Annotated in this window: 25 protein-coding genes; 7 read left to right on the top strand and 18 right to left on the bottom strand. The window is 59.0% G+C overall.

Going from position 1 to position 23,834, the window contains the following annotated elements; translation table 11 throughout:
- The first annotated feature begins 7 nt into the window (after window positions 1-7).
- Complete coding sequence (locus C5750_RS04100; RefSeq protein WP_105732558.1) at window positions 8-373, top strand: VOC family protein; 366 nt, start codon at window positions 8-10, stop codon at window positions 371-373.
- Window positions 374-408: 35 nt separating this feature from the next.
- Here C5750_RS04100 and bla read toward each other — a convergent pair whose 3' ends face one another.
- Window positions 409-1,407: a class A beta-lactamase gene (gene bla / locus C5750_RS04095; protein ID WP_105732557.1), complete on the bottom strand. Its 999-nt coding sequence runs from the start codon at window positions 1,405-1,407 to the stop codon at window positions 409-411.
- A gap of 194 nt (window positions 1,408-1,601) precedes the next feature.
- Between bla and C5750_RS04090 the strand changes: the two genes are divergently transcribed.
- Both C5750_RS04090 and C5750_RS04085 read left to right on the top strand, forming a co-directional pair.
- The gene (locus C5750_RS04090) at window positions 1,602-1,856 is read left to right on the top strand and encodes a hypothetical protein (protein WP_105732556.1); all 255 of its coding nucleotides are present in this window, start codon (window positions 1,602-1,604) and stop codon (window positions 1,854-1,856) included.
- Window positions 1,857-1,919: 63 nt separating this feature from the next.
- Complete coding sequence (locus tag C5750_RS04085) at window positions 1,920-2,228, top strand: DUF6665 family protein (protein WP_105732555.1); 309 nt, start codon at window positions 1,920-1,922, stop codon at window positions 2,226-2,228.
- A gap of 32 nt (window positions 2,229-2,260) precedes the next feature.
- Here C5750_RS04085 and C5750_RS04080 read toward each other — a convergent pair whose 3' ends face one another.
- Entirely contained in the window at window positions 2,261-2,509 is a 249-nt protein-coding gene (locus C5750_RS04080; RefSeq protein WP_425350406.1) for a DUF2171 domain-containing protein, read from the bottom strand.
- Window positions 2,510-2,698: 189 nt separating this feature from the next.
- Between C5750_RS04080 and C5750_RS04075 the strand changes: the two genes are divergently transcribed.
- A complete protein-coding gene (locus tag C5750_RS04075; protein WP_105732554.1) occupies window positions 2,699-4,189 on the top strand; it encodes an NAD(P)H-hydrate dehydratase in 1,491 nt (496 codons plus the stop codon).
- Between the two features lie 309 nt (window positions 4,190-4,498).
- On the opposite strand, the gene C5750_RS04070 is transcribed toward C5750_RS04075, so the two are convergent.
- From C5750_RS04070 to C5750_RS04055, 4 genes are all read right to left on the bottom strand, one after another.
- A complete protein-coding gene (locus C5750_RS04070; RefSeq protein WP_105732553.1) occupies window positions 4,499-5,467 on the bottom strand; it encodes a Csu type fimbrial protein in 969 nt (322 codons plus the stop codon).
- Window positions 5,464-7,776 (bottom strand): fimbria/pilus outer membrane usher protein, encoded by a 2,313-nt coding sequence (locus C5750_RS04065; protein ID WP_245420970.1) that lies wholly within the window; start codon window positions 7,774-7,776, stop codon window positions 5,464-5,466. Before C5750_RS04065 ends, C5750_RS04070 begins: the two co-directional genes overlap by 4 nt.
- A gap of 85 nt (window positions 7,777-7,861) precedes the next feature.
- Window positions 7,862-8,581, bottom strand: coding sequence for a fimbrial biogenesis chaperone (locus C5750_RS04060; protein ID WP_105732551.1), 720 nt, complete (start codon window positions 8,579-8,581; stop codon window positions 7,862-7,864).
- 24 nt (window positions 8,582-8,605) lie between these two features.
- The gene (locus C5750_RS04055) at window positions 8,606-9,112 is read right to left on the bottom strand and encodes a Csu type fimbrial protein (protein WP_105732550.1); all 507 of its coding nucleotides are present in this window, start codon (window positions 9,110-9,112) and stop codon (window positions 8,606-8,608) included.
- A 661-nt stretch (window positions 9,113-9,773) separates the two neighbouring features.
- Between C5750_RS04055 and C5750_RS04050 the strand changes: the two genes are divergently transcribed.
- Together C5750_RS04050 and C5750_RS04045 are read left to right on the top strand one after the other, a co-directional pair.
- Complete coding sequence (locus C5750_RS04050; protein WP_105732549.1) at window positions 9,774-11,036, top strand: SAM-dependent methyltransferase; 1,263 nt, start codon at window positions 9,774-9,776, stop codon at window positions 11,034-11,036.
- Window positions 11,033-11,395: an MmcQ/YjbR family DNA-binding protein gene (locus tag C5750_RS04045; RefSeq protein WP_105732548.1), complete on the top strand. Its 363-nt coding sequence runs from the start codon at window positions 11,033-11,035 to the stop codon at window positions 11,393-11,395. The genes C5750_RS04050 and C5750_RS04045 overlap by 4 nt, the downstream gene beginning before the upstream one ends.
- On the opposite strand, the gene C5750_RS04040 is transcribed toward C5750_RS04045, so the two are convergent.
- Window positions 11,385-13,361, bottom strand: a complete 1,977-nt coding sequence (locus C5750_RS04040) for a bifunctional 2',3'-cyclic-nucleotide 2'-phosphodiesterase/3'-nucleotidase (RefSeq protein ID WP_105732547.1) — start codon at window positions 13,359-13,361, stop codon at window positions 11,385-11,387. The two genes, C5750_RS04045 and C5750_RS04040, sit on opposite strands and share 11 nt — an antisense overlap.
- A gap of 95 nt (window positions 13,362-13,456) precedes the next feature.
- Window positions 13,457-13,945: an Lrp/AsnC family transcriptional regulator gene (locus C5750_RS04035; protein ID WP_105732546.1), complete on the bottom strand. Its 489-nt coding sequence runs from the start codon at window positions 13,943-13,945 to the stop codon at window positions 13,457-13,459.
- Between the two features lie 154 nt (window positions 13,946-14,099).
- Between C5750_RS04035 and ald the strand changes: the two genes are divergently transcribed.
- Window positions 14,100-15,215, top strand: a complete 1,116-nt coding sequence (ald, locus tag C5750_RS04030; RefSeq protein ID WP_105732545.1) for an alanine dehydrogenase — start codon at window positions 14,100-14,102, stop codon at window positions 15,213-15,215.
- 58 nt (window positions 15,216-15,273) lie between these two features.
- On the opposite strand, the gene C5750_RS04025 is transcribed toward ald, so the two are convergent.
- The 10 genes from C5750_RS04025 to C5750_RS03980 form a co-directional block, all read right to left on the bottom strand.
- Window positions 15,274-15,765, bottom strand: a complete 492-nt coding sequence (locus C5750_RS04025) for a DUF1203 domain-containing protein (protein ID WP_105732544.1) — start codon at window positions 15,763-15,765, stop codon at window positions 15,274-15,276.
- 82 nt (window positions 15,766-15,847) lie between these two features.
- The gene (locus C5750_RS04020; protein ID WP_105732543.1) at window positions 15,848-16,384 is read right to left on the bottom strand and encodes a GNAT family N-acetyltransferase; all 537 of its coding nucleotides are present in this window, start codon (window positions 16,382-16,384) and stop codon (window positions 15,848-15,850) included.
- Complete coding sequence (gene sseA / locus C5750_RS04015; protein ID WP_105732542.1) at window positions 16,381-17,238, bottom strand: 3-mercaptopyruvate sulfurtransferase; 858 nt, start codon at window positions 17,236-17,238, stop codon at window positions 16,381-16,383. The genes C5750_RS04020 and sseA overlap by 4 nt, the downstream gene beginning before the upstream one ends.
- A 2-nt stretch (window positions 17,239-17,240) precedes the next feature.
- Window positions 17,241-17,987, bottom strand: a complete 747-nt coding sequence (locus C5750_RS04010) for an alanyl-tRNA editing protein (protein WP_105732541.1) — start codon at window positions 17,985-17,987, stop codon at window positions 17,241-17,243.
- Window positions 17,987-19,021: a cysteine synthase A gene (locus C5750_RS04005; protein WP_105732540.1), complete on the bottom strand. Its 1,035-nt coding sequence runs from the start codon at window positions 19,019-19,021 to the stop codon at window positions 17,987-17,989. Before C5750_RS04005 ends, C5750_RS04010 begins: the two co-directional genes overlap by 1 nt.
- Before the next feature lie 190 nt (window positions 19,022-19,211).
- Complete coding sequence (locus C5750_RS04000) at window positions 19,212-20,546, bottom strand: DEAD/DEAH box helicase (protein WP_105733104.1); 1,335 nt, start codon at window positions 20,544-20,546, stop codon at window positions 19,212-19,214.
- Window positions 20,547-20,880: 334 nt separating this feature from the next.
- A complete protein-coding gene (locus C5750_RS03995; RefSeq protein ID WP_425350421.1) occupies window positions 20,881-22,077 on the bottom strand; it encodes an HPP family protein in 1,197 nt (398 codons plus the stop codon).
- A 140-nt stretch (window positions 22,078-22,217) separates the two neighbouring features.
- The gene (locus C5750_RS03990) at window positions 22,218-22,508 is read right to left on the bottom strand and encodes a HigA family addiction module antitoxin (RefSeq protein WP_105733103.1); all 291 of its coding nucleotides are present in this window, start codon (window positions 22,506-22,508) and stop codon (window positions 22,218-22,220) included.
- 13 nt (window positions 22,509-22,521) lie between these two features.
- Entirely contained in the window at window positions 22,522-22,800 is a 279-nt protein-coding gene (locus C5750_RS03985; RefSeq protein ID WP_105732538.1) for a type II toxin-antitoxin system RelE/ParE family toxin, read from the bottom strand.
- 69 nt (window positions 22,801-22,869) lie between these two features.
- Complete coding sequence (locus C5750_RS03980) at window positions 22,870-23,733, bottom strand: DMT family transporter (RefSeq protein ID WP_105732537.1); 864 nt, start codon at window positions 23,731-23,733, stop codon at window positions 22,870-22,872.
- Window positions 23,734-23,834: the final 101 nt, after the last annotated feature.

Here is a 23,834-nt window from a genome sequence, read left to right as displayed (position 1 = left end):
AACTGACATGCATATACAATTTGCCGAGCTGCCCGTGTCCGATCAGGACCGGGCCAAGCGGTTCTACATGGAGAATTTCGGCTGCGAGGTTGCTGCCGATGTTCCCATGAGTCCGGATGGATGGCGGTGGATCGAACTCAGGTTTGCCGGCGCGGAAACGGCGCTGCATTTCGTCAGGCGCCCGGACGATACACCATCCGCCCAACCGGTCATGGTTCTGGTGGATGACGACGTGGCCGGCATTGCAGCGGCGCTCCGCTCAAAGGGGATTGAAATCATCACCGCGCCCCAGCCAGCACCCTACGATCCCGGTCGCACCATTGCCGAATTCAGGGACAGTGAAGGCAACCGCATGGTGATCAGCAGCCGCTGAACACGGCGGGCCAAACCAGGAAGCTGCGCCATGCGTCAGCGGTAGGCTTCCGTCACCGCCTGCGCCGCACCCGCGATAATGGCCGAACGCTGTGTCGGCGTTTCGCGGGAATCGGCGACAAACACGGCAACGGCGATTTTTCCGCCATCCGGCGCGGTCAGAATCCCCACATCGTTCGTGGCCACATTGACGCCTTTCCATGTCCGGCTCGTGCCAGTCTTGTGGGCAACGGCCCAGCCCTCGCCAGTCCCGGCGCGCAGCCGGTCGGGAAATGTCACCGTCTCGGCCATGATGGCCAGAAGCTTCTGTGTCGACCCTGTGGACAGAAGTTTTCCATTCATCAGGGCGGCGAGGAATTCGGTCATTGCCCGCGGGGTTGCGGTGTCGCGCGGATCTTTCTGATAAGCCTCAAACGCCGCGTCCCGCTCGGCCTCAGGAACCGCCTTCATCGCTTTTTGCAGCACTTTCGCATCGACATAATCCGGTTTCCAGCGCAGGCCGACGGTTTCGGTCTGCAAATGCCGTTCGTCGCGATCAACCCGAATGCCCAATATGCCTTTCCCCTCGGCAAACTGATCGACCTTGGCCGGACCGCCGAGCCGTTCGATCAGGATATCCACCGCCGCGCTGTCACTGTCGACAATGGCGCGGCGCACAAGGTCATCGGCATTCGTTCGAAAGACACCTTCCCTTTCAACGATCTTGGCCAGAGGCTGGACCGACAGGCTCAGGTTCTCCGGTTTGACAACAATCGGTTCCTTGAGATCCGTAAGCCCCCGGTCTGCGGCATCGAACACTGCAGCGCCCGCAATCAGCTTGACCACACTCTGCAGGGAGAAGCGCTCCTCGCCCCGGACACAGACCGCCGTGCCTTTCTGGTCCTGCGCGCAAATGCCGACACGTCCATCCTTGCCTTGAACCAGCGCTTCCAGACGATGCTTGAGCGCCGCCGGATCGGCAATCGCACCCGCATGCGAAACGGCTGGCATGCCGAGGAGCCAGACAACGGCGGCGAGAAAACCAGCTGATTTCATGATCAGATATCCCTGTTAGGCGCTCTTCACAAAAGGATATTGCCCAAAGCGCTCCTTTGGAAAGGCCATCCATGCTTCATATCGAATGAAGATTACACCAGCGTTGCTGCCACCTTACCGATATGACAAGCATCATCCTTGCACCACCAGCGGCGGCGCGCTTAACATCAACGGCGGCTACGGCGGAGAACAGCATGCGGACAGTATCGGGATATGGTCTGGTGGTATTGGGCGCCTGTCTTGTCGCCGCGGCCATGTGGATATGGGTGGGCCACGACTATCTGCGCATCGACCCGTTCTGGATCAGCTGGCTCATTTTCACATGGCTGCAGCCAGCAAGCATACCCCAGACGTTTTACGACATCCTTGTCGGCGTGACGGCATCCGCCGGGATAGCCGCCTATAGCCAGGGCAAATATCTGCTGCGGTCGGCACAAACAGCCAAATGACTTGTCTGCGCCGGTTTCCTGTGCTGAAATTTCAGAACAAGCAAGCAAAACGGATGTACAACCATGTCCCTTCGCCCGCCGCAGAACCTGACATCCCATCTTAGTCAAGGCAGGGCGCCCAGCGCCCTCGAGTATGAAATGATGGGTGAAATGGCGGCATCGCTGGGCCGGGCTGGCGCGAAGGTCGAACAGACGCTGGCACAACTGGCCGCTGCCGCCATGCCGGAACGGGACATGCGGCTGAAGGCTGCGGCACGGGCCGTCCACGCCTATTTTATCCAGCGTGAACTCTGCGGCTTACGCAATCACGATGCCGCTATTCTGGATTACAATATCCCGCGCGCCGTGCTGATACGGCTCGGCGCGAGCTGATCCTCAAAACCGGCGGCCGGAAACGGCGTTTCCTATTTGCCGGAGGATTCTTCCTCAAACATGACGGCCACATCGGCATTTGCCGATAGCCTCACCTTGTTGCCTTCGATCTCGGCAACCAGTGCCGTCGAGATATAATGGTGATGGCCCCTGTGGCTGCCCTCACCGCTATCCTTTTTCGTCAGCTTGATGCGGGCACCGTCCACATGATCGACTGTCCCGACGTGAACGCCATCGGCGCCGATGACTTCCATATGTTCCTTGATGCGTGTTGCAGGCATGATCTTCTCCAATGTTTGCCAAGGGGAAACGCATGAAGCAGGCTTTGGATGCATCGGCGGACAAGAAATTATCGATCACCGCTCACCGGTCACCGCATCCCGTCGCGTGCTGGAATTGCCGCTTGTGTCCTGCCCGGCTGCCCCCTACCATTTCTCTGAAAAGACCAGTTCGGGAAAGCACCGTTTGAAATGGCAGATGAAATTCTTACCCCCACGGAAATGGGCGAGGCTGACCGGCTGACCATTGCCGGGGGATCGATTGACGGCTACCGGCTGATGCTGCGGGCGGGCTATGCGGTCGCGCGTCACGTTCTGGACTGCCATGGCGATGCACCGGACTTCCACGTTCTGTGCGGTCCGGGCAACAATGGCGGAGATGGCTATGTCGTTGCCAGCCTTTTGGCTGAAAGCGGCGTGAACGTTCACGTATGGGCTGATGACAAGCCGCGGGCTCATTCCGATGCGGCTATCGCCCGGCGCGATTGCAGCGTGAAACCAGCCGCGCTCTCAGGCTTCAAACCTGCGGCCGGCAGCGTGGTCATCGATGCGCTGTTCGGCGCAGGATTGAACAAGCCATTGGCTGGCAAGGCCGCCGCAGCCGTTGAACGGAGCAATGCGGCGGCTGTCACCCGTATCGCCATCGACGTGCCCTCCGGCCTTGACGGGGCAACGGGCATGCCGCTTGGCACCGTCTTTAACGCCGATTGCACCATGACGTTCTTTCGCAAGAAACCGGCCCATTTGCTTTGTCCGGGACGCGGCCTGTGCGGCACGATTATCGTCGCCGATATCGGCATCCGGGACGACGTCCTTTCCCTGATCAAGCCCGCTTGTTTCGAGAACACACCGGATTACTGGCGTGCGCTGCTGCCTTCTCCCGGTGTCGAAACGCATAAATACACGCGCGGCCACGTTGCCGTATTTTCCGGCGGCGCGACGTCGACGGGCGCCTCCCGGCTGTCAGCCATGGCCGCTGCGCGCAGTGGCGCGGGTGCCGTCACCCTGCTCTCTCCGGCCGAATCGCTTGCCGTCAATGCAGCGCATCTGACGTCGATCATGCTTAGGCGCTGCGAAACCGACCGTGAGCTGCGCGCATTCCTGAGCAAGCGCCAGCCGTCTGCCGTGGTGCTCGGCCCCGGTTTCGGCATAGGCGCCCGCACATGTGACATTGCCCTTCTGCTGCTCAAGGAGAAGCTCCATCTCGTCTTGGATGCCGACGCCATCACATCCTTTGAAGGCAATGGCGATGCGCTTTTCGCCTCGGCACGCGGCACCCCGGAAACCCGGCTCGTGCTGACGCCGCACGAAGGAGAATTCAGGAGACTGTTCCCGGCGATAAGCGACGGGAATACACCGTCAAAGCTCGAACGCGCCCGCGCCGCCGCCAAACAGGCGCATGCCGTCATTATCTACAAAGGCGCCGATACCGTCATCGCGGCGCCGGACGGACGGGCCCTGATCAACGGCAACGGCACCCCGCTCCTGGCAACTGCCGGATCGGGTGATGTTCTTTCAGGTGTAACGGCAGGCCTGATGGCACAGGGCATGCCGCCCTTCGAGGCCGCCTGTGCCGCGGTTTATATCCACGCCGCAGCGGCCGGCGACCTTGGTTACGGCCTGATTGCCGAGGACCTTCCCGCAGCTGCCGCAAAAGCGATCGGCCACTTGCACCGTTTCTGACAGGCCAATCGCCCCGTTTTTGAAATTTTCGGCGTGAGTTAACCCTGTCTTTACCTTGATGGGGCACCTTCAGTTCAAGCGCGATTTTGTACTGCGTACGCGCTTCCTTATTTTATGAGCGTCATTATTCTGTCGCAATGTCAGGGTATTGCTTCTCATGTAGCGAATAGCTTGTTTCCATTTTTGACCACGGATGTACTGGCACTGGTGTTGAGGCAAGTTTAGGAAGGTCGGGTAGCTCCCGGCCTTTTGCTTTTTCAGAACCAATTTCTGCTTTTCTGCAGCATCAATCACCGATGAGGCCGCGATTTAATACGTAACCGTCACGATGATCGTATCGCTGTAGACACCCGGCGATGGCGTAACTTGCGGCGGAACCCGGCCATAGACAGGGATGGCCTGCGCTGTTCCGTTGCCCACGCCCGCAACCGTATTGGTCGGTGGTGTATTTCCCCACGGCACGGTCCGATTTACATCCTGATAAAGGCCGTAGGTGATGGATTCACCGCCTTTGGTCATCTTGCGGGCTGTTGGGCTGGTGCCCGTCCCGCCCAGTCCGAGCGCAACATTATAGGACACCGCTGGCGTACAGGTGATATTCACCTGCCCTGCACTATCCACATTGGCACTCAATATCCCCCGGGGACCGAAATCGATGTTCTGGGCAGTGACCACGCAATCATTGGCCTGGGTGAACTGAACCGTGAACGATGCCGTTCCGGTAAAGGCGCCATTCAATACGGAACATCCGGCACCATCATCGTAACGAAAATGAAATGTGGCGTTGGCGCCTGCAAATGTCGAGAGATAGGGTCCTTGCGGCGTGCCCTGCTGACCGGGGAGTATTTGGCCATAAAGCGTGATGGTGTTCGAACCTCCGCCGAGAATGGGCCCGAGAATCGTGGTGAATTCGACCAGAAACCCCGGTGCGCGCGCTGCATAGGGCCAGGTGATGGACCCCCAGACGATTGAGCGGGCCGCATCTTGAAACAGCTGATAGTTGAGAGAACTCGTGCCGTTGAGCATTTTGCGTGCACCGGCGGTGGCGCCGCCGCTGCCCTCATTCAGATCCGGACACACCAGCACTTTTCGGCCAAGCCCGAGCAATCCCTGGCAATCGGCCGTCACCGGTGTCGTGGTGTTGATGGCAGCTCCGGGAACCGTGCTCCCCGAAAATACCATGTTGGGAACGGTAAACTGGCAGGCCTGAGCAAAAGCAAAGCTTGGCAGAAGCAGAAGACCGAGGAAGCAGGCGAGATAAATCCACCAGTTTCTCATGAGCACACCACCTTGCCTATCTTGACCTGCGTTCCCGGTTGCGGCCGGTAGGAAAACTGCGCCTTGCAACTGCGTCCGTCCAGAAGATCGACGCTGATGCTGTTCTGCGCCTGCAGCTTGTCGATGAAGGCCTCGCCGTCATAACCGATGACAAATTCGTCCGGCGAGCCGTCCAGATGCCCGCGCAGCCCGGCTTCGAGCGGCTTGCCGCTGCTATCGACCAGATCGACAACGGCCGTGGCCGACGTCTTGCTGACGTGAAAATCCACCACCACGCCGCTGCGGTCGGCGGGCACGATGATGTTACGCGTCGATCCGATACTGGCATCGACCGGCAGGTTCTTGGGATCGATGGCCACCGTGTTGGGCTCATAGGAGTTCAGATCCGGCACCAGGATCTTGCCGCTGCGATTGGTCTTGCCGACCGGCCGGTTTTCCGACAGGACCTCGACATCCGGTGCGCCGACATCGACAACGGCAAAAGCATCGTTGATGCGGTTCGTGGCAAACACGCCGCCAGCCGCCACGGCAAGAGCACCATCGAGCTGGAGGCTGGCGCGGGTATTGCCCGCGAACTGCTCGACATCCCCCTGCACCCGTGCATACCGTCCGCGATAGCTCGCGGAGGCCAGGCGGTCGGGATTGTTGCCTTCGCGTGTCCTCAACCGCCAGCCGTAGCTGCCCTCTTCGAGCTGCTCCGATTTGGCGACGTCGACAACGCCGGAGACGCCGTCTGCGGTCTGTTCCACACCGGTTGAAACCGTGATGTTGTTGTCGAACGGGATCGTCAGTCCGGCAAAGATGCCAAAACTGTCACTATTTTCCAGATCGGTGAAAGCGGTTGCATAGAACGAGCTGTTCTTGAAAATCGACTGGGTATAGGAGGCCCCGACGATGCGGTTCCTGTCGCCATTGGCCGATTCAATCTGCGTGAAGGACAGATTGAGATTGGACCGGTCAAACGGCCCTGGTGCCGACACGGTGACCTGGGCCAGCGAACGCGGAACGCGGGGGCTGAACACCGTCACGCCCGTCGGATCGAAAACCGACAGCTGCCGTGTATCGGCTGAAACCGAAGCGACATCGTCGTAATTGCCGAATGCCTGCTGCATCCGCGCGAAAACCGTATAGCCGTGATAGCTGAGTTCCACGGAGCCGTTGACAAGAAAGCCCGTGTCTCCGTCATGACTGCTGCCGGCCACCGCCAGCGAACTGACGCCATAGCCGCCGATGGGGAAAGCCACGCCGACGCCGCCATTGAGCAGGTTGGCCCCGCCTTCAAAATGTCCTTCCAGGGTCAGCCAGTCGGCAACACCGTATCGTGCCGTGGCAAACCCCATTGCATCGCCGGCATAATCGTTGGACGCCGTGCCGAAATCCCGCCGCGGAAAACCCACTTCGGCGGAAAAATCCAGCAGTCCCTTCTGCAGCAGCAAATTGGATGAATAGAACGGCAAGGTGGTCTTCGTCTCGCGGCCAAGCGTATCGCGCACCACCACCTGCGCTTGTCCCGAACCGGTAAACACCGGAAAATTCGTCACCTGAAACGGACCCGACGGTACCGTACCGCTATAGGTCCTGACATTCTGGGTGTAGACTTCAAGCGTCGAAGGCACCGCAGCGGAACCCGATATGACCGGTATGGGGATGGTGACCAGATCCGAACGCAGGTGAAAATTGCGCTGTACCTGAAGGCCGCCCAGATAAACCGGCCGCGTCCACTGCAAACCGCCGGAAATGAAATCACCGGCGCGATAGGTGATCAGCCGTTCCGTGTCGGAGTAGGCATAGGTCGTGTTGAGGCGCTTGAACCCCTGAAAATCCGTATCGCTCGCACTTGATGTGAAGGATTGGGTCAGCGTGCCGAACGGGCTGAAAAAGCGGGCATCAAACCCGCCGGAAATACCCTGAAACGGCTTTGTACTGCCCTTGAACAGATTGTTGCTGCTGGCAAAGAGCGAGTAATTCAGAACAGCGCCATAGCTGGATTGGGGCTTGGGGCGGTCCTCGTCGGATTTTGGATTGAGATCGACCACCTTGGCCGCGCGGGCAGTGTCGTTCGTGGTGACGTAAAGCCGCTGGTTTTCCGCATCAATGCGGTACTGAACATTCGGCAGACGGTCGACCCGGATCGAGCCATCCTTGTCCTTCGCATCGGACACCGGCTTCAGTCCCACATCCGCCAATTCCTGCGGACTTGCCGACAAGCCTCCATCCTCCCTTTGGCGGAAGGCAGCGACCAATCCGGTCGGCTCATCATTGATGAAGACCTCGAGATAGAGATCCTGGGAGATACCGGGCTGTGGCACGGTCTGCTCCACATCTTGAGCATTGGGTTCCTGGGCCCGTCCAGAGGTAAGCGTGCACGGGCCTATGCAGAGTGCCACAACAAGGCTAGCGGCCGCTGACCGCAACGTTGACATCAAGCGGTCCAGAATCGCTTTGAGCTTTCATGGACACGGAACCGGATGACAGGGACTTGCCGCTGCCAACGGGCCATTCCATGGAAGCTCCGCCCAGGACGTAGCCAATCAATCCCTTTCGCGTTGCAATTTCGCGGCCGCTTTGCGTCAATTGCAGCTCGGAGAGGCGCAATCGCGTATCGCCATTGTTGCGGGCGGCAAGGACAAGTCCGTTGCCGGAGCGCTTGATCGCCCATGCCACCTTGGGCGCCGATGCATCGGGGCCCTTGAAGAACACCGGAATGGAATAGCGCACGACCAGCGTCACCGTACCGGACTTGCGGCGGGCTGGATCGGGCAATTCATCCACGATGACCCGGTAGCTTTCTTCCCGCGTCACCGGCTTTTTGCTCACCCGGATAACCCGAACGAGATAATCCTTGTTGCCGGTCAAAGCGGTTGATGGCGGACTGACAACCACATCGTTCGTCGGTTCGAGCTGCTCGACACCATTTGTCTGAGTCCAGCGAAAAACACGGATCTGCACGTTGATCGGCCGCTTCGCCTCGTTTGTCAGCGTCAGTACGGCCGCGCTTCCCGGTGCAATCATTTCCAGATTTGTCGGGGCCACACGCAGCGAAGCTGCCGTGGCGCTGCCGCAAAACAGCATAAAGAGCCCCGCCGCTCCAATGCCTTTGAGCATGGATCGCATCCTGTTCTCCTTTGTATCTTATCTTCAATAGGTGACTGTCACCGTGATCGTATCGGTGTAGGCACCGGGCGCCGGTGTGTTCTGGGCGGGAACCCGCCCGAATACCGTATAGGGTTGCGCGGCGCCGGTACCCACCGCCGAAACCGTATCGGTGTTGACGGTCTGCCCCCACACGGTGGTCCGGTTTGAATCGGAATAAAGGGTATAGTTCACAAGCGCACCGGCCGGCCCCGTCATCTTGCGCGAAGCCACGGTTGCACCAATGCCCAATCCGGCGTTCAACCCTATATTATAAGGGGTCGTGTTGGTGCACTGAACGGAAAGCGTCGTGGACGCATCTTCGTTTGCCGTGATCACACCCACGGCGGCGAAGGTCAGCGGCGCCGTGCTCACCACGGTGCAGGATGCTTGAATGGTGATCTGGACTGTGAAACTGCCGCTGGCCGTTGCGGCCAGCGCCGGACTGGAAAAGCCAAGCAGAGCGGCCAGCCCCACTGTTGTAAAACTGCGTAGCGAATAGCCGAAACTCATTCATCCTCCCCAAGGCTGCTTGCCGCAGGCAACCGCCTCTGATTGACTATAAATGACCCAGTAGTTCTTCACTGCATAATACTTAAGTCTTATATCTTTAAAAGAACTTATCGAACAATCGAAAACATTACATAAAATATCCCGTCTTCTGTCGCAATTTGTACTACTATACAGAAAACGACATATCCTATTTGGATAACATTCTTAAATTCTACATCAAACTATCGTGTTTATTCGTTGATAAAACTGAACATTACAATTTTCTCTATTTTATTTTACTATCAAAATAATTTCTTATGAATATTACATGCTACAAATGTACAGAGCATTCATCGCAATATAAGCGTCATAATTTCTTCATTTCCTGCGCCATCGTTGTAATTGAGCATCGCTTGTTATTTGTATTGGAAGAGATATAGAGCGAATCAGAATTACTCGGTAATTTACTTTCGATACTGAGGATTGATACGGGCGTTGTGCATCTCGCGCCTGCCCTTCCATGGCATCAAGCGAAATGATCCATCCGCAGCGACACGGTGTGTCAGCATGAAGCTTTGTTTTGCCGGCGAATGGCAGCACTGCACCGCACCATGATGAATTGCTCTTGAACATTTGTTTTTTGGCGGCAAAGATCGCGCCGGACCTATGAAAGACCGGGCACATGGCACAGCAAGGAATACCCACGACATCCGACGCTCTGGCACAGCTGAAATGGCTGACACCGGAAAATGTTGGCGCAGCGCTCAAAGGTCTGCCTTTGAAGGTGCAGGCCGCCCTAAGAGCGGCAGCGCATCTCCCCCGCGGCACACTGACCATCACAACCCCCGACCAACAGGTGTTCAAGGTGGGGGGCAAAGCCTCCGGCCCCGATGCCGCCTTGGTGCTGCACAACTGGAATTTACCGCAGCGGGCCTTTTCCGCCGGAACGATCGGCGTGGCGGAATCCTACATGGACGGTGACTGGGAAAGCCCGGATGTAACCACTTTCCTGGAGCTGTTTGTGGTCAACCAGCAGATCGGCGAACGCATTGCCGGCGGCGCGAGCTGGTTTGCCAATACCGTTCAGAGATTGCGCCACTGGCTCAACGACAACACGCGGTCGCGCTCCCGCAAGAATATCTCGGCCCACTACGATCTCGGCAACGCCTTCTATCGCGAATGGCTGGACCCGACGATGACCTATTCCTCCGCATTGTTTGCCGAAGGCGCCAATGACCTGGAGAGCGGACAGACCGCAAAGTATCGCGCCCTTGCCCGCAATATTGGTATTACCAGGGACAGCAAGGTGCTCGAGATCGGCTGCGGCTGGGGAGGTTTTGCCGAGTTTGCGGCGCGTGAGATCGGCGCCCGTGTCACGGGCCTGACCATCAGCCGCGAACAGTTCGACTTTGCGACGGAACGGATGCGCAAGGCCGGCCTTTCCGACAGGGTTGAAATCAAGTTCCAGGACTATCGCGACGAGACCGGCCAATATGACCACGTCGCCTCGATTGAAATGTTTGAGGCCGTCGGCGAAAAATACTGGCCGGTCTTTTTCGGCAAGGTGAAGGAATGCCTTGCTCCCGGCGGCAGCGCCGGCATGCAGATCATTACGATCAACGAAGACTCGTTCGAACGCTATCGCAAGCGTCCCGACTTCATCCAGCGCTATGTGTTCCCCGGCGGCATGCTGCCGACACCGGCCCGTTTGAAGACCCTTGGCAAGGATTTCGGCCTCAATCTCTATCGCGAAACCATTTTTCCGCAGGATTATGCCCGCACGCTGGCCGAATGGCGCGCGCGCTTCTGGGGCTCATGGGACAAGCTGAAACATCTGGGTTTCGATGTCCGCTTCAAAAAACTATGGGAGTTTTACCTCTTTTATTGCGAAGCGGGCTTCAGATCGGAATATATCGACGTGCGGCAGGTATTTTACAGGTCATGACAGAGATATCGCTCAATGAGGTTTTCGAGCGCATCTGGGCGCTTGCGGATGCGTTGCACCTGCCGGAATTGACCCAGGGCACGCACCATGGCACGCCATCGCTGAAGGCCAGGAGTGCGTTTCTGGGGCGGCTTCGGGATGCGGACACATTCGCCATTCATTGCCCGCTGGAAGAAAAGCCGCTCTTGATGGAAAGCGCGCCGAACATCTATTTCGAGACCGATCATTACAAGGGCTGGCCCTATATTCTGATCCATCTCGATACCATCTCCGATGCGGAACTCGCGCACCGCATCCGGCTCGCCTGGCTGGCCAAGGCGCCAGCCAAGCTCAAAAAGCTCGTCGAACCTAAAGCTTGATGCGGTAGCGGGTGAAACCGTTTTCACCGTCGCCTGCTTCCTCGATTTTCACCGCTTTCACATCGGCGAGGAAATTCTTGCCCTTCGGACCGGATTCGAACACCACCGACGCGCCCTTTACCGGGGCGAATTTCCAATTGTCATCCGCCGACGGGTTGATGGTCTTCTGGTCGATGATGTAGCGCACGATCACGTCGCGATTGGTGTCGGGCGCAACGAAGATGACCTTGCTCTCATTGATGCCGGGGAAATTGCCGCCGCCCCCTGCCCGGTAATTGTTGGTCACGACGACAAATTTCTGCGCCGGATCAATCGGTTTTCCATCAAAGGTCAAGTTGACGATGCGATTGCTCTGCGCATGGGCAAGCTCGCCCTTCGCACCATATTTCGCCGGTTGCGACAGGTCGATCTGATAGGAGACGCCGTCGATAACATCGAAATTGTAGGACGGGAAGCTGGTGTCGATCAGCGGCTGGTCCGCCTTTTCAGGCTCGATGGTCTTGAAAATGCCGGACGACATTTCCAGCCATTCCTTCACATCCGCCCCGGTGATGGCAACCGCACGCACGGTGTTGGGATAGAGGTAGAGATCGGAAACGTTCTTGATGGCGATATCACCGGCCGGAACATCCGTATAGTAATCGGCACCGCCGCGGCCGCCGGCCTTGAAGGGGGCTGCGGCTGATAGCACGGGCCAATCCTTCCATTGCGTATCCTTCAGCATCTCCTTGATGTACCAGGTCTGCGCGTTGGACACGATCTGCACCGACGGATCATCGGCAACCAGGGAAAAATAGGAATAAAGCGGTGCGGACGTCTTGCCGACCGGGCGTCGGACATAGGCGAGCGTTGCCTCATGGTCGGCCTTCGCCGCTTCCAGCACATCGGCACGGCTCTCGACCAGCGGCTTGACCGCCTTTTCCACACGTTCGTAGATCGGGCGCGCCTCGGTGGTGAAATCGGCCACCTTCCATTTGTCGCCGTCGCGCTCGAGCAGAAGATCGATCAGACCCATATGCGAGCCCCAGAAACCAGCCATGACGGCAGGCTTGCCCTGCAGCGTCCCCTTCTTGACGTCGACACCCTCAATACCGGCAAAATCCTTCGGATCGGGGAAGACCAGGTGCTGGTGTCCGGCGACGACGGCATCGATGCCGTCAACGCCCGCCACATAGAGCGAGGCATTTTCCATGCCGCTGCTCTGCCCCGCAGCAATGCCGGAATGCGACAGCGCAACGATGATATCGGCGCCCTCGGCCTTCATCTTCGGCACCCAGGCCTTGGCGGCCTCGACGATATCGCGCGTCACGACCTTGCCCTTGAGGTTCTGCGCGTCCCACAGCGTGATCTGCGGCGGGACAAAGCCGATGAACCCGACTTTCACGGGCAGTTTCTGCCCGGTTCCGTCGGCAATCTCGTACTGCTTGATCAGGTAGGGCTTCATGTAGAGCGGATCGTCGGTGGGCGTTGCCGCCAGTTCGCCCTTGACCAGATTGGCGCAGACATAGGGATATCCGGCACCCGCCAGAACCTTGTCCATGTAATCGAGACCGTAATTGAATTCGTGATTGCCGAGCGTCCCCACTTCGTAGCCGATCGTGTTCATCGCCTTGATGATCGGATGGACATCGCCAGCCTTCATGCCCTTTTCGTAGGCGATATAATCGCCCATCGGATTGCCCTGCAGGAAGTCGCCATTGTCGACGACAATCGAATTGGTCGATTCGGCGCGGATTTTTGCGATGATCGATGCCGTGCGGGCCAGACCCATCGTGTCGTTCGCCTTGTCGGCGTAATAGTCGTAGGGGTAGACGTTCACATGCAGATCGGTGGTCGCCACGATGCGCAGATGCGCCTGCGAAGCCGCTGCAAAGGCCGAGAACGGGTGAAGGATTGCCACGGCCCCGGCTGCGGCCGTGCTTGCCAGAAAGGAACGGCGGGTGAGAGCGGTGGACGATTCTTGCATGACGAGGCTCCAGGGCAAGGGATTGTGAGCGGCTTTTTAGCCGGCGAGGATCACCGAATTATGATGAGTTTGTCACGGCCGATCGCCGCCAGCAATCAGCCTCCGGCAATTTCGATGAGTGCGGTCTCGACACCAAGACCGGTGCGGTCCGCCACCTCGCGCAAGGCGAAGGATGAATTGATCTTGGTGACATGCGGCATCGCCGAAAGCCAGAACTTGTGGATACGTTCGTAATCCTCGAGATCCTTGGCCGCAATGCGCAGGAGATAATCATACTCACCCGACATGAGGTAGCAGACCAGCACATTGGGGCAGCGGCGCACGGCCGCTTCGAATTCGCGCAATTGTTTGTCGGCCTGGCCCGAGAGGGATATATTGACGATAACCGTAACCGGATGACCGAGCATCTTGTTGGAAAGACGCGCGTGATAGCCGCGGATGACACCTGTCTTCTCCAGAATGTCCAACCGGCGCGAACAGGCGGACTGGGACAGCCCGACCTTTTCCGCCAAAGTTGCATTCGACATCCGGCCGTCTTTTTGCAGGCAATCAAGGATAGCGATATCAATCCTGTCCAGCGACATTGTTCGATCTTTCTTCGACAAAGAACCAATTTGGCGCAAGAATATTCGAAAAATTGCATGCCGTCGATATTGCTTAGCAAGGACATGCGAAGCGATTCATGATGTCATACGCACCTCAACCGGGAACTTTGAACTTACTCTAGAGGAGGCGCAAATGCGTGTAGGCTGCCCGAAAGAAATCAAAAACCATGAATATCGCGTCGGTCTCACTCCGGGGGCCGTACGCGAATACATCGCCCACGGCCATACGGTCATTATCCAGTCCGGAGCTGGAGCAGGAATAGGCGCCGACGATGGAGCCTATCAGGCGGCTGGCGCCAAGATCGTCAAAACCGCCGAAGAAGTCTTTCAGCAATCGGACATGATTGTGAAAGTAAAGGAGCCCCAGCCGTCCGAATGGGCGCAGCTGCGCGAAGGCCAGCTCCTCTACACCTATCTCCACCTCGCTCCCGATCCGGAACAGACCAAAGGCCTGCTGGCTTCCGGCGTCACGGCCATCGCCTATGAGACCGTTACGGATGATCGCGGCGGCCTGCCGCTGCTCGCGCCCATGTCGGAAGTGGCCGGACGTCTTGCCATTCAGGCGGGTGCCACCGCGCTGCAGAAGGCCAATGGCGGACGCGGCGTGCTGCTTGGCGGCGTGCCCGGCGTTTTGCCCGGCAAGGTCACCATCATCGGCGGCGGCGTTGTCGGCATCAATGCAGCGCAGATGGCAGCCGGGCTCGGCGCCGATGTGACCATCCTCGATCGTTCGATCCCGCGCCTGCGCCAGCTCGACGATCTGTTCCATGGCCGCATCCACACCCGCTACTCCACCATCGAAGCGCTCGACGAAGAAGTCTTCTCCGCCGACATCGTGGTGGGCGCGGTCCTCATTCCCGGCGCAGCGGCCCCCAAGCTGGTCACCCGCGAAATGCTGTCCGGCATGAAGAAGGGCGCCGTGATCGTCGACGTCGCCATCGATCAGGGCGGCTGCTTCGAAACATCCCACGCCACGACGCATTCCGACCCGACCTACGAAGTCGACGGCATCATCCATTATTGCGTGGCCAACATGCCGGGCGCAGTCCCCGTCACCTCGGCGCATGCGCTGAACAACGCCACCCTGCAATACGGCCTGCAGCTGGCGGACCGCGGCGTCAAGGCATTGGTCGACAACCCGCATCTGCGCAACGGTCTGAACGTTCACAAGGGCCGCATCACCAACCAGGCCGTTGCCGAAGCGCTTGGCCTCGAAATGGTGGAAGCCAAGGCCGTCCTCGCTGCCTGAAGCCGGCATCGCGCAAAAGAAAAGCCCGGGTTTGCCCGGGCTTTTTCTTGAGCGGTGTTCAGACCACCCAGTCGGCTTCGTGCCATTCAATCCGGCACTGGAAGCAATTGTTCCTTGCCGACCGCATATGCACATAGGCCACGTCGTCGCGCTGCAGCAGTTCAGCCGCCCGCGCCGGAATAGTGCCGGTAGGGATCACGCCGCCGGTGCCGTAGACGATCCGGTCCTGACGGGAATAACCGCGCAGGATATAGTCGCTGGTCTTGCGGAACATATCCGGCATATCAGCTGTCTCCGCATAGCGTTCACATGCATCCGCATGCAGAAAAATCGGCCCCGTTTCCGCATAGGGTTGCGGTGCGGGGAACGGCCGGTGCGACAGTATGAGATATTTATCGCCGGCTTTCACGTTCTGCAGGCAGTGGCGGCACGGCGTGCCGTCGCCATCGGAAACATGCACCTCCGGCGTCTGGCCATTTGCATCCGCACCGCCCGCCTGGTAATGGCGGGCCAGTGTCGTCGGCATTGCAATAAAGCGGATCGTGCTCATGGGGAACCTCCTTCGTTGACCCCGAGCAAACACCCAAACCGGCAAGCGAACCACCCGATTCCTGCCGCGCTGACAATCGGAGTTACAGCCAGGCCTCGATTTCCGCATCGGCAAAGCCGACGGGATTGAACCCCATGCGCTGATACATTTGCAGGGCGCGCGGACTGTCGAGCGTATTGGTCTCGATGATGACCTTTGCCGGGCTGCTCATCCACGCCGTGGCGATCGCTTCGCTCAGGAAGAATTTCGCCAGGCCCCGCCCCTGAAATTCCGGCACAAGACCGAAGTAAAGGATTTCGGCCACACCCGGCTCCTGGTTGAGCACCAGTTCGAAAAAGCCGGCGGGCGAGCCATCCACGTAGAGCACGTGGATTTCGACCGAATCCCGGTGAATGAGGGCGGCCAATGGCTCATCGCTGAGAGTGCGGTGTACAAACCAGTGATGCGGCTTGCCGACCTGTTCGTAGAGAAAGCGGTAAAACGGCAGGGAAATCCGCTTCGCCGACATGATCGCCAGCTTGAAGCTGGCGGGCGTCGGAATGGAATAGACCGGCCGGTTGGTCATTTCCAGCAGGGTCACACGTGTCTTCAGGATTTTGGGCTTCGGCGTTTCGGTCATTGCTCTGCTTCGCCGGTTGCAACAGGCGTATCCGCATGTGCACCCCACTCGCTCCACGATCCGTCGTAGAGGATATTGTCCCTGTGTCCGAGGGATTCAAGCGCCAGCGTGATCACGGCAGCCGTGATGCCGGAGCCGCAACTCGTGACAATGGGGCGAGACAGGTCGACGCCCGCTTCATCCAGAACCTGCCGCAGATCGGTGAGATTCTTCAGATAGCCTTTATCCGCCAAGGTCGAGGACGGCACATTGCGCGCACCTGGCATGTGGCCGGAGCGAAGTCCTGCGCGCGGCTCCGGGTCCTTGCCGGCAAAGCGCCCCGCTGCCCGCGCATCGGCGATCTGGCGTGATCCCGTGTCAACAATCCCGCGCATGTCGGCAAAGCTCGCCACCTTGTCCGCCTGAAAATCCGCGATGAACGCTGACGGCGCAATCTTCGTGACCTCGCTCGTTACCGGTCGGCCGTCTTTCTTCCAGTTGTCGAATCCGCCGTCGAGGACGAAGACATTCTTTGCACCCATGACGCGCAGCATCCACCAGACACGCGGCGATGTGTTCATGCCGGGACCGTCATAGACAACGATCGTATCGCTGTTGGTGATGCCCATGCTGCTGACCGCGGCGGCAAAAGCCTCAGGCTTCGGCAATGTATGCGGCAGGGACGAGTCCGGATCGGACAGTTTTTCATGGTCGAAGAACACCGCACCGGGAATGTGCGCAGCCTTGTATTCACCCTCCGCATCGCGGTTGAGGAACGGGAAATACCAGGACGCATCGAGAATGCTCAGGCCCGGCTGGCCCAGCCGCTCCTGCAACCAGTCCGGGGAAACCACAAAAGCGCTCTTGTCCGCCATGCTCATTCTCCTTCCGGCAAGGCACCGAAGCGGATACGGAACCGCCGGTTTTCCTTGCCCTTCTTTTCTATTTTTCCGATATGGATCGCGCCGACTTCACCTGTTGTTGCCACGTGGGTTCCGCCGCAGGGCTGCGAATCGATGGCCGCATCCTTGCCGATGCAGACGAGGCGGATGCGCCCCGTGCCCGTCGGCGGGCGCACATTCTTTGATTTGATCAGGCCCGGATTGGCCGCAAGCTCGTCATCGGTGATCCAGCGGGTGAAAATCGGATGGTTGGCGTTGACCAGCTCCATCAGCTTTTCCGTCACGCTTTCCTTGGTCACGCCGGCATCCGGCAGGTCGAAATCGACGCGGCTGTCATCCTCGGCAACGGACGCGCCGGTGATGGGAAACGGGCAGACAACGCTGAGCAGATGGCAGGCGGCATGCATGCGCATGAGCTTGTAACGGCGGTCCCAGTCGATGCGCAAAAGCAGCTTCTCACCGGCGGCAGGCACTGGCTGTTCCGGCGCTGGCACGTGGATGATTTCTTCCTTGCTTTCGCCCGTCACGGTCGCAGCGATGGCAATCGTGCTGCCATCGGCCCGCACGAACACGCCGGTATCGCCAGGCTGTCCGCCTGACGTGGCATAGAAAATCGTCTGATCCGTAAGAATGCCGCCGCGTTCATTGATGGCGAGGACAGTGGCCTCGATTTCCTTCAGATAGGAATCGTCGCGGAAGAGTATCGTCGTGTCGTATGCCATCAGTGATTGCCTTCAAATGGAACAGAGATATGCGTCTTCGCTTCCATCCAGCGCGGTACCGGCAAATCTTTGGAACGCAGGAATTCAGGATTGAACATTTTTGACTGGTAGCGGTTGCCGTAGTCGCAGAGGATCGTGACGATGGTATGGCCTGGACCAAGGTCGCGGGCCAGCCGGATAGCACCGGCAATGTTGATTCCAGACGAGCCGCCCAGGCAAAGCCCCTCCTCCGTCACCAGATCGAACACCACATCCAGCGCATCCGCATCATGTATCTGATAGGAAAAATCGGGGGTAAAACCTTCCAGATTGGCGGTCACGCGGCCCTGCCCGATCCCTTCCGTGATCGAACTGCCTTCGGCCTTGAATTCGCCTGTCGTATAGTAGGAATAAAGCGCCGCTCCCAGCGGATCGGCTAGACCGATCTTGACGTCCTTGTTGCGTGCCTTGAGTCCGGCCGCCGTTCCCGCAAGCGTTCCGCCGGAACCGACCGCGCAGATGAAGCCGTCGACCTTGCCATTGGTATCGCGCCAGATTTCCGGCGCCGTCGTTTCCACATGCGCCAAACGATTGGCGACATTGTCGAACTGGTTGGCCCAGATTGCGCCGTTCGGCTCGGTCTTTGCCATCTGCTCGGCGAGACGGCCGGATACTTTCACGTAGTTATCGGGGTTCTTGTAGGGAACTGCGGGAACCTCGACCAGTTCGGCGCCGAGCAGCCGCAGCGCATCCTTCTTTTCCTGGCTTTGTGTCTCGGGGATAACGATAACCGTGCGGTAGCCCAGGCTCTTGGCGACCATGGTCAGGCCGATGCCGGTATTGCCCGCCGTACCCTCGACGATGACGCCGCCCGGGCGCAGCAGGCCGCGATTTTCCGCATCGCGGATGATATAGAGCGCCGCCCTGTCCTTGACCGACTGTCCGGGATTGAGAAATTCGGCCTTGCCGTAAATATCGCACTCGGTCAAAGCCGATGCCTTGCTCAGGCGGATAAGCGGCGTGTTGCCGATGGCGTCGATCACTGAATTCAACATGGGCCAAGTCCTCATTCTGCTTGGCCTGAACCTATTTGCCCGCAGCACACCATTCAAGCACCGAATGGCAGAAAGTCATGCAAATGCAGGTCTTTATTTCCCGGCATTGCCGCATCACGCCAAGCCGATGCCAACAAAAAGGCCGCCGGTACGTCGTACCGGCGGCCTGATCGATTCTCTGCAGCGAAGCTTAGGCTGCCTTGGCGCCGAAGCTCTTGCGCTTGTTGCGGCGCATCGGACGCTTCTGCGCCGGAGCGCCGCCATCGTTGCTCCAGATCTTTTCGCCGCGCGGCTCGCGTGGCTTGCCCGGTGCCTGACCGCGATGCGGCTTCTTGGCCGGTGCGCCATTGCCGCCTTCGCGGCGTGGCGGACGCTGATCATTGCTGGCAACGCGTGCCGGCAGGCTGGACAGGTCAACCGGCGAATCGGCAACCGGAAGACGCATGCGCGTTACCCGTTCGACGGCCTTGAACTTGGAGGCTTCCTCGGCCGGATCATAGAGCGTGATCGCGCTGCCCGAAGCGCCGTTGCGGCCGGTGCGGCCAATACGGTGCACATAGCTTTCCGGCTCATCCGGCAGGTCGAAATTGATCACGTGGCTGATGCCGACAACGTCGATGCCGCGTGCGGCAATGTCGGTGGCAACGAGAACACGCACCGAACCGTCCTTGAAGCCGTTGAGCGCGCGCTGACGGGCGTTCTGCGACTTGTTGCCGTGAATGGCAGCCACATCATAGCCGTCCTTCTCCAGAACGCGGGTGACGGCATCGGCACCATGCTTGGTACGGGTGAAAACGATGACCGAAGACAGCGTTTCGTCTTTCAGCATGGCCGACAGGACCTGCTTCTTCTGCTTGGTCGGGATCATGTGCACGACCTGCTTGATCTCGGCAGCGGTGGTGCCCTGCGGCGCCACTTCCACGCGGATCGGGTTGCGCAGCAGGCTTTCAGCCAGCGTCGCCACTTCCTTCGGCATGGTTGCGGAGAAAAGGGCCGTCTGGCGGTCCTTGTGCGTGCCCTTGGCAATGCGCTTCACGTCGTTGATGAAGCCCATGTCGAGCATGCGGTCGGCTTCATCGAGCACAAGCCAGCGCGTTTCCGACAGGTCAACGCGGTTGTCACGCACCAGATCGGTCAGGCGGCCGGGTGTGGCGATGAGAACATCAACGCCGCCCTGCATCTTGTTGATCTGCGCAGCGCGCGATACGCCGCCGAGCACGAGCGCGGTCGAAATATGCGCGCCCTTGGAGAGCTTGCGGACCGTTTCTTCGATCTGCACGGCCAGTTCGCGGGTTGGCGCGAGGATGAGCGCACGGGCGGTCTTGCCCTTGCGCTTGTCGCCGATGGTCAGAATCTTCTGCAGGATCGGCAGGCTGAACGCCGCCGTCTTGCCGGAGCCCGTCTGGGCAATGCCGAGAATGTCCTGACCGGCGAGCTGTGCCGGGATGGCCTGTTCCTGGATGGGCTTGGGAGTAGCCATTCCAGCTGCCTCGACTGCTTTGAGCAGGATGGCATTCAGACCCATGGCGGCAAAGCCGGTTTTTTCAATATTTTCCAATTCAATCTTCTTTCATTGGCCAGACGCGATGGGAGATCGCGGGCCATAAACACATCACAGGGCGCAACCTGCATGCAACATATTCGGGATGAACGACGAGACGCGGAGAACCCTGAGGATTCTATGCGACTTGCGCAGCCGTGCCTGTGACGGTGTGTCAGCAGGTCTTAGACGCCACGAAGTCCGCAATCGGAAGACCGGAGTGTCCGGTCCAAGCGCCTGAGTGGCATATGGGCTCTCTTGGGCAAAAAAGCAAACGATTTTATTGTGCGCCGCAAAATAGCGCTTTCGGTGAAACGATTCATCCGGCCAAAGTCAGCGGCTCATCCAGCCGCCCGGCGGTCAGATTGCCGCTATAAAGCGCCGCAATGAGATCGGATTGGGTGACCATACCGACAAGCCTGTCATCGTCGTCGGCAACGGGCAAATGATGCAGCCCCCTGTCCGCCATGGCCGGCACGAGGTCCGTCACCAGCGTTTGCGGACGAACGAACTGCACTTCGCTGGTCATGATATCGGCAACGGTGCGATGCTTCAGACGATCGAGCTTGACGACGCGGCGCAGGCGGCGTGCCAGACCGATATGCAGATCACCGTCTCGATCCCAGTTGGCATTTTCCATGAAATCGGTCTGGGTGACGATGCCGATGATGTTGCGGTGGGCATTCACGACAGGCAATGCCTTGATGCGATGCTTGACCAGCAGCGCCCAGGCGAGATGCAGCGGCGTGTCGGCTTTCACCGTGGCAAGGTCGGTGGACATGATCTGCGCGCAGCGCACCTCGCCGAAACGCCTGCGGTAGGCCTGCATCTCGGTCTTGTGCAGGATGGCATCGAGATCGTCAGGGCTGACATTGAGCACTTCGTCATATTGGCGCAGCACCGTATCGAGGTCCGCTGGGGTAAACCCGATGCGCCGGGTCGGCAGCGGATCGGCTGTCTTGTGCACATTGGCGGCCGGAACGGGCGTGATGTGCGGATAGCGGCGGCCGGTGAGATTGTTGTAGGCCAAGGCCGCAATCAGCAGCAGAAGGGAGTTGAGCCCGACGGGCCACAGCACAAAGCCATAACCGAGATTGTGCACGACAGGACCGCCGAGGACGGCCGTCAGGGCAACAGCCCCGCTGGGCGGATGCAGGGAACGGGTGGCGATCATGGCCAGAATTGCCAGGGACACCCCAACCGCCGAGGCGATAACGAGATCGGGAATCCACAGTGCGCAGGTGACGCCGATCAGCGCCGCGATGGTATTGCCAACCATGATTGACCAGGGTTGTGCCAGCGGACTGGAGGGAACGGCAAACAGCAGAACGGCCGAAGCGCCCATCGGTGCGATCAGCAGCGGCACTGCGGTTGTCGCGCCCAGCGCCTGCTCGCTGACGACGCCGGTGACAAAAACGCCCAGCAAAGCCCCGAAACAGGCGCGCAGGCGCTCCATGGTGCTGACCGGTGCCAGCGCGGGCAGGAACCGCTGCAGATTGGACAGGATTGCTTTCATCATGCGTTCTCGACGTTGCGCCCAAGCGCATACCGCCTCGCATCCGCGCTGGCAAAGAATGAATTGCTCGAAAACGGCGGAAAAGCAGAAAAAATGACCAGGACTGGCTGGTGTGGGACCTTGGATGGAGCGGAATTCCGTCAGGCCGCGTCTGGTACCTGAATGGCTTTGACGGGAGGCTGCTCGTGCTGCAGAGCCTTGGCGAGTTCATAGCTGGTCTGCAGCGTCAGCCAAAAGCGCGCCGTGCTGACGCCTGCCCGTTCCAGTCGAATAGCCAAGTCAGGACTTATTCCAGCCTTTCCATTCAAGATTCGGGAAAGCGTGACCCGTGAAATGGCCAGCCGGTTTGCCGCTTCGGTCACATTGATACGGAGTGGTTCAAAGACATCTTCACGGAGCAATTCACCGGGATGAGGTGGTGTCTTCATCATTTGCAGCATCCTCTCAGTGATAGTCCAGATAATCCACGAGTTCCACGTCGTTTCCATCAAAACGGAACGTCACGCGCCAATTGCCATTGATCCAAATCGACCAGTGACCTTTCAATGCGCCCTCCAATGGGTGAAGCCGGTAAGCCGGCAAGTTCAATTCTTCCGGACGAACAGCATTCTCAAGAGCGTATAAAACACGCAACAACTTTGGCGCATGGGCCGGTTGTATGCCTCGTGTCGATCCTGTGCGGTAGAAAATTTCCAACCCCTTGTGTCGAAAGCGCAGGATCATGCTTTCTTGTAAACTATAACGATACACTTTGCAAGAAAACTGGCATCTTTTGGCGTTTCACCCGAGGAGTTACCGGGCGAAATGTTTTGCGCCTGCGACACACAGAATGACGGCCATCGTCACCAGGATCATCGACCAGCCCACGGTCTCGTGCAGCAATGTGGCTGCCAGAACCAGCCCGAAGAAGGGCTGCAGCAGCTGCAGCTGCCCTACGGCGGCGATGCCGCCCTGCGCCAGACCGCGATACCAGAAGATGAAGCCGATCAGCATGGAAAACAGCGAGACATAGGCAAGACCAAGCCAGGCGCCCTGCCCGATCACGCTCCAATCATGCGGCATGATGTAGAGTGTCAGCGGCAGCATCAGGGGCAATGACACGACAAGAGCCCAGGAGATGACCTGCCAGCCGCCGAGCCTGCGCGACAGCCGTGCGCCCTCCGCATAGCCAAGGCCGCAGACAATGATGGCCGCAAACATCAGGAGATCGCCGGTCAGCGAGGCAGTACCCCCCTGATAAACCGCAAAACCGACAACACACAGACTGCCGAGACAGGAAAAAACCCAGAAGACCGGGCGCGGACGTTCGCCGCCGCGCAGCACGCCGAAGATCGCAGTCGATAACGGCAGAAGGCCGATGAACACGATGGAATGGGCCGATGTGACATGGCGCAGCGCCAATGCCGTCAACAGGGGAAAGCCGACGACGACACCGAGCGCCACCACCAGCAACGACATGAGGTCCGCCTTGGCCGGGCGCTTTTCGCGAAATGCCAGCAGCATGGCCAATCCCAGCAGGGCCGCAATCGTGGCACGGGCGACCGTCAGGAACACCGGATCAAAATCGGCGACAGCCACGCGGGTGGCCGGCAGCGAGCCGCTGAAAATCACCATTCCGACGAATCCGTTGATCCAGCCGCTCGTCATCTTGTCCATCAGTACACCTCGTTTTGCCCGCAACACCCTTGTCCGAACAATCACCAGCCGATACCTCACAGCCATGGATTTTCCAGAGACGGTACAGTACAATAGTGACA

The sequence above is a fragment of the Phyllobacterium myrsinacearum genome, from assembly GCF_002980555.1.
GTDB classification, from domain to species: Bacteria; Pseudomonadota; Alphaproteobacteria; order Rhizobiales; family Rhizobiaceae; genus Phyllobacterium; species Phyllobacterium myrsinacearum.
This window is presented reverse-complemented; position numbering and strand designations above follow the sequence as displayed.

What these genes read in the sequence shown, in the direction of transcription:
- C5750_RS04100 (WP_105732558.1), top strand. Translation starts at nt 8, where the DNA reads ATGCATATACAATTTGCCGAGCTGCCCGTGTCCGATCAGGACCGGGCC.
- bla (WP_105732557.1), bottom strand. Translation starts at nt 1,407, where the DNA reads ATGAAATCAGCTGGTTTTCTCGCCGCCGTTGTCTGGCTCCTCGGCATG.
- C5750_RS04090 (WP_105732556.1), top strand. Translation starts at nt 1,602, where the DNA reads ATGCGGACAGTATCGGGATATGGTCTGGTGGTATTGGGCGCCTGTCTT.
- C5750_RS04085 (WP_105732555.1), top strand. Translation starts at nt 1,920, where the DNA reads ATGTCCCTTCGCCCGCCGCAGAACCTGACATCCCATCTTAGTCAAGGC.
- C5750_RS04080 (WP_425350406.1), bottom strand. Translation starts at nt 2,509, where the DNA reads ATGCCTGCAACACGCATCAAGGAACATATGGAAGTCATCGGCGCCGAT.
- C5750_RS04075 (WP_105732554.1), top strand. Translation starts at nt 2,699, where the DNA reads ATGGCAGATGAAATTCTTACCCCCACGGAAATGGGCGAGGCTGACCGG.
- C5750_RS04070 (WP_105732553.1), bottom strand. Translation starts at nt 5,467, where the DNA reads ATGAGAAACTGGTGGATTTATCTCGCCTGCTTCCTCGGTCTTCTGCTT.
- C5750_RS04060 (WP_105732551.1), bottom strand. Translation starts at nt 8,581, where the DNA reads ATGCGATCCATGCTCAAAGGCATTGGAGCGGCGGGGCTCTTTATGCTG.
- C5750_RS04055 (WP_105732550.1), bottom strand. Translation starts at nt 9,112, where the DNA reads ATGAGTTTCGGCTATTCGCTACGCAGTTTTACAACAGTGGGGCTGGCC.
- C5750_RS04050 (WP_105732549.1), top strand. Translation starts at nt 9,774, where the DNA reads ATGGCACAGCAAGGAATACCCACGACATCCGACGCTCTGGCACAGCTG.
- C5750_RS04045 (WP_105732548.1), top strand. Translation starts at nt 11,033, where the DNA reads ATGACAGAGATATCGCTCAATGAGGTTTTCGAGCGCATCTGGGCGCTT.
- C5750_RS04040 (WP_105732547.1), bottom strand. Translation starts at nt 13,361, where the DNA reads ATGCAAGAATCGTCCACCGCTCTCACCCGCCGTTCCTTTCTGGCAAGC.
- C5750_RS04035 (WP_105732546.1), bottom strand. Translation starts at nt 13,945, where the DNA reads ATGTCGCTGGACAGGATTGATATCGCTATCCTTGATTGCCTGCAAAAA.
- ald (WP_105732545.1), top strand. Translation starts at nt 14,100, where the DNA reads ATGCGTGTAGGCTGCCCGAAAGAAATCAAAAACCATGAATATCGCGTC.
- C5750_RS04025 (WP_105732544.1), bottom strand. Translation starts at nt 15,765, where the DNA reads ATGAGCACGATCCGCTTTATTGCAATGCCGACGACACTGGCCCGCCAT.
- C5750_RS04020 (WP_105732543.1), bottom strand. Translation starts at nt 16,384, where the DNA reads ATGACCGAAACGCCGAAGCCCAAAATCCTGAAGACACGTGTGACCCTG.
- sseA (WP_105732542.1), bottom strand. Translation starts at nt 17,238, where the DNA reads ATGGCGGACAAGAGCGCTTTTGTGGTTTCCCCGGACTGGTTGCAGGAG.
- C5750_RS04010 (WP_105732541.1), bottom strand. Translation starts at nt 17,987, where the DNA reads ATGGCATACGACACGACGATACTCTTCCGCGACGATTCCTATCTGAAG.
- C5750_RS04005 (WP_105732540.1), bottom strand. Translation starts at nt 19,021, where the DNA reads ATGTTGAATTCAGTGATCGACGCCATCGGCAACACGCCGCTTATCCGC.
- C5750_RS04000 (WP_105733104.1), bottom strand. Translation starts at nt 20,546, where the DNA reads ATGGGTCTGAATGCCATCCTGCTCAAAGCAGTCGAGGCAGCTGGAATG.
- C5750_RS03995 (WP_425350421.1), bottom strand. Translation starts at nt 22,077, where the DNA reads ATGAAAGCAATCCTGTCCAATCTGCAGCGGTTCCTGCCCGCGCTGGCA.
- C5750_RS03990 (WP_105733103.1), bottom strand. Translation starts at nt 22,508, where the DNA reads ATGATGAAGACACCACCTCATCCCGGTGAATTGCTCCGTGAAGATGTC.
- C5750_RS03985 (WP_105732538.1), bottom strand. Translation starts at nt 22,800, where the DNA reads ATGATCCTGCGCTTTCGACACAAGGGGTTGGAAATTTTCTACCGCACA.
- C5750_RS03980 (WP_105732537.1), bottom strand. Translation starts at nt 23,733, where the DNA reads ATGGACAAGATGACGAGCGGCTGGATCAACGGATTCGTCGGAATGGTG.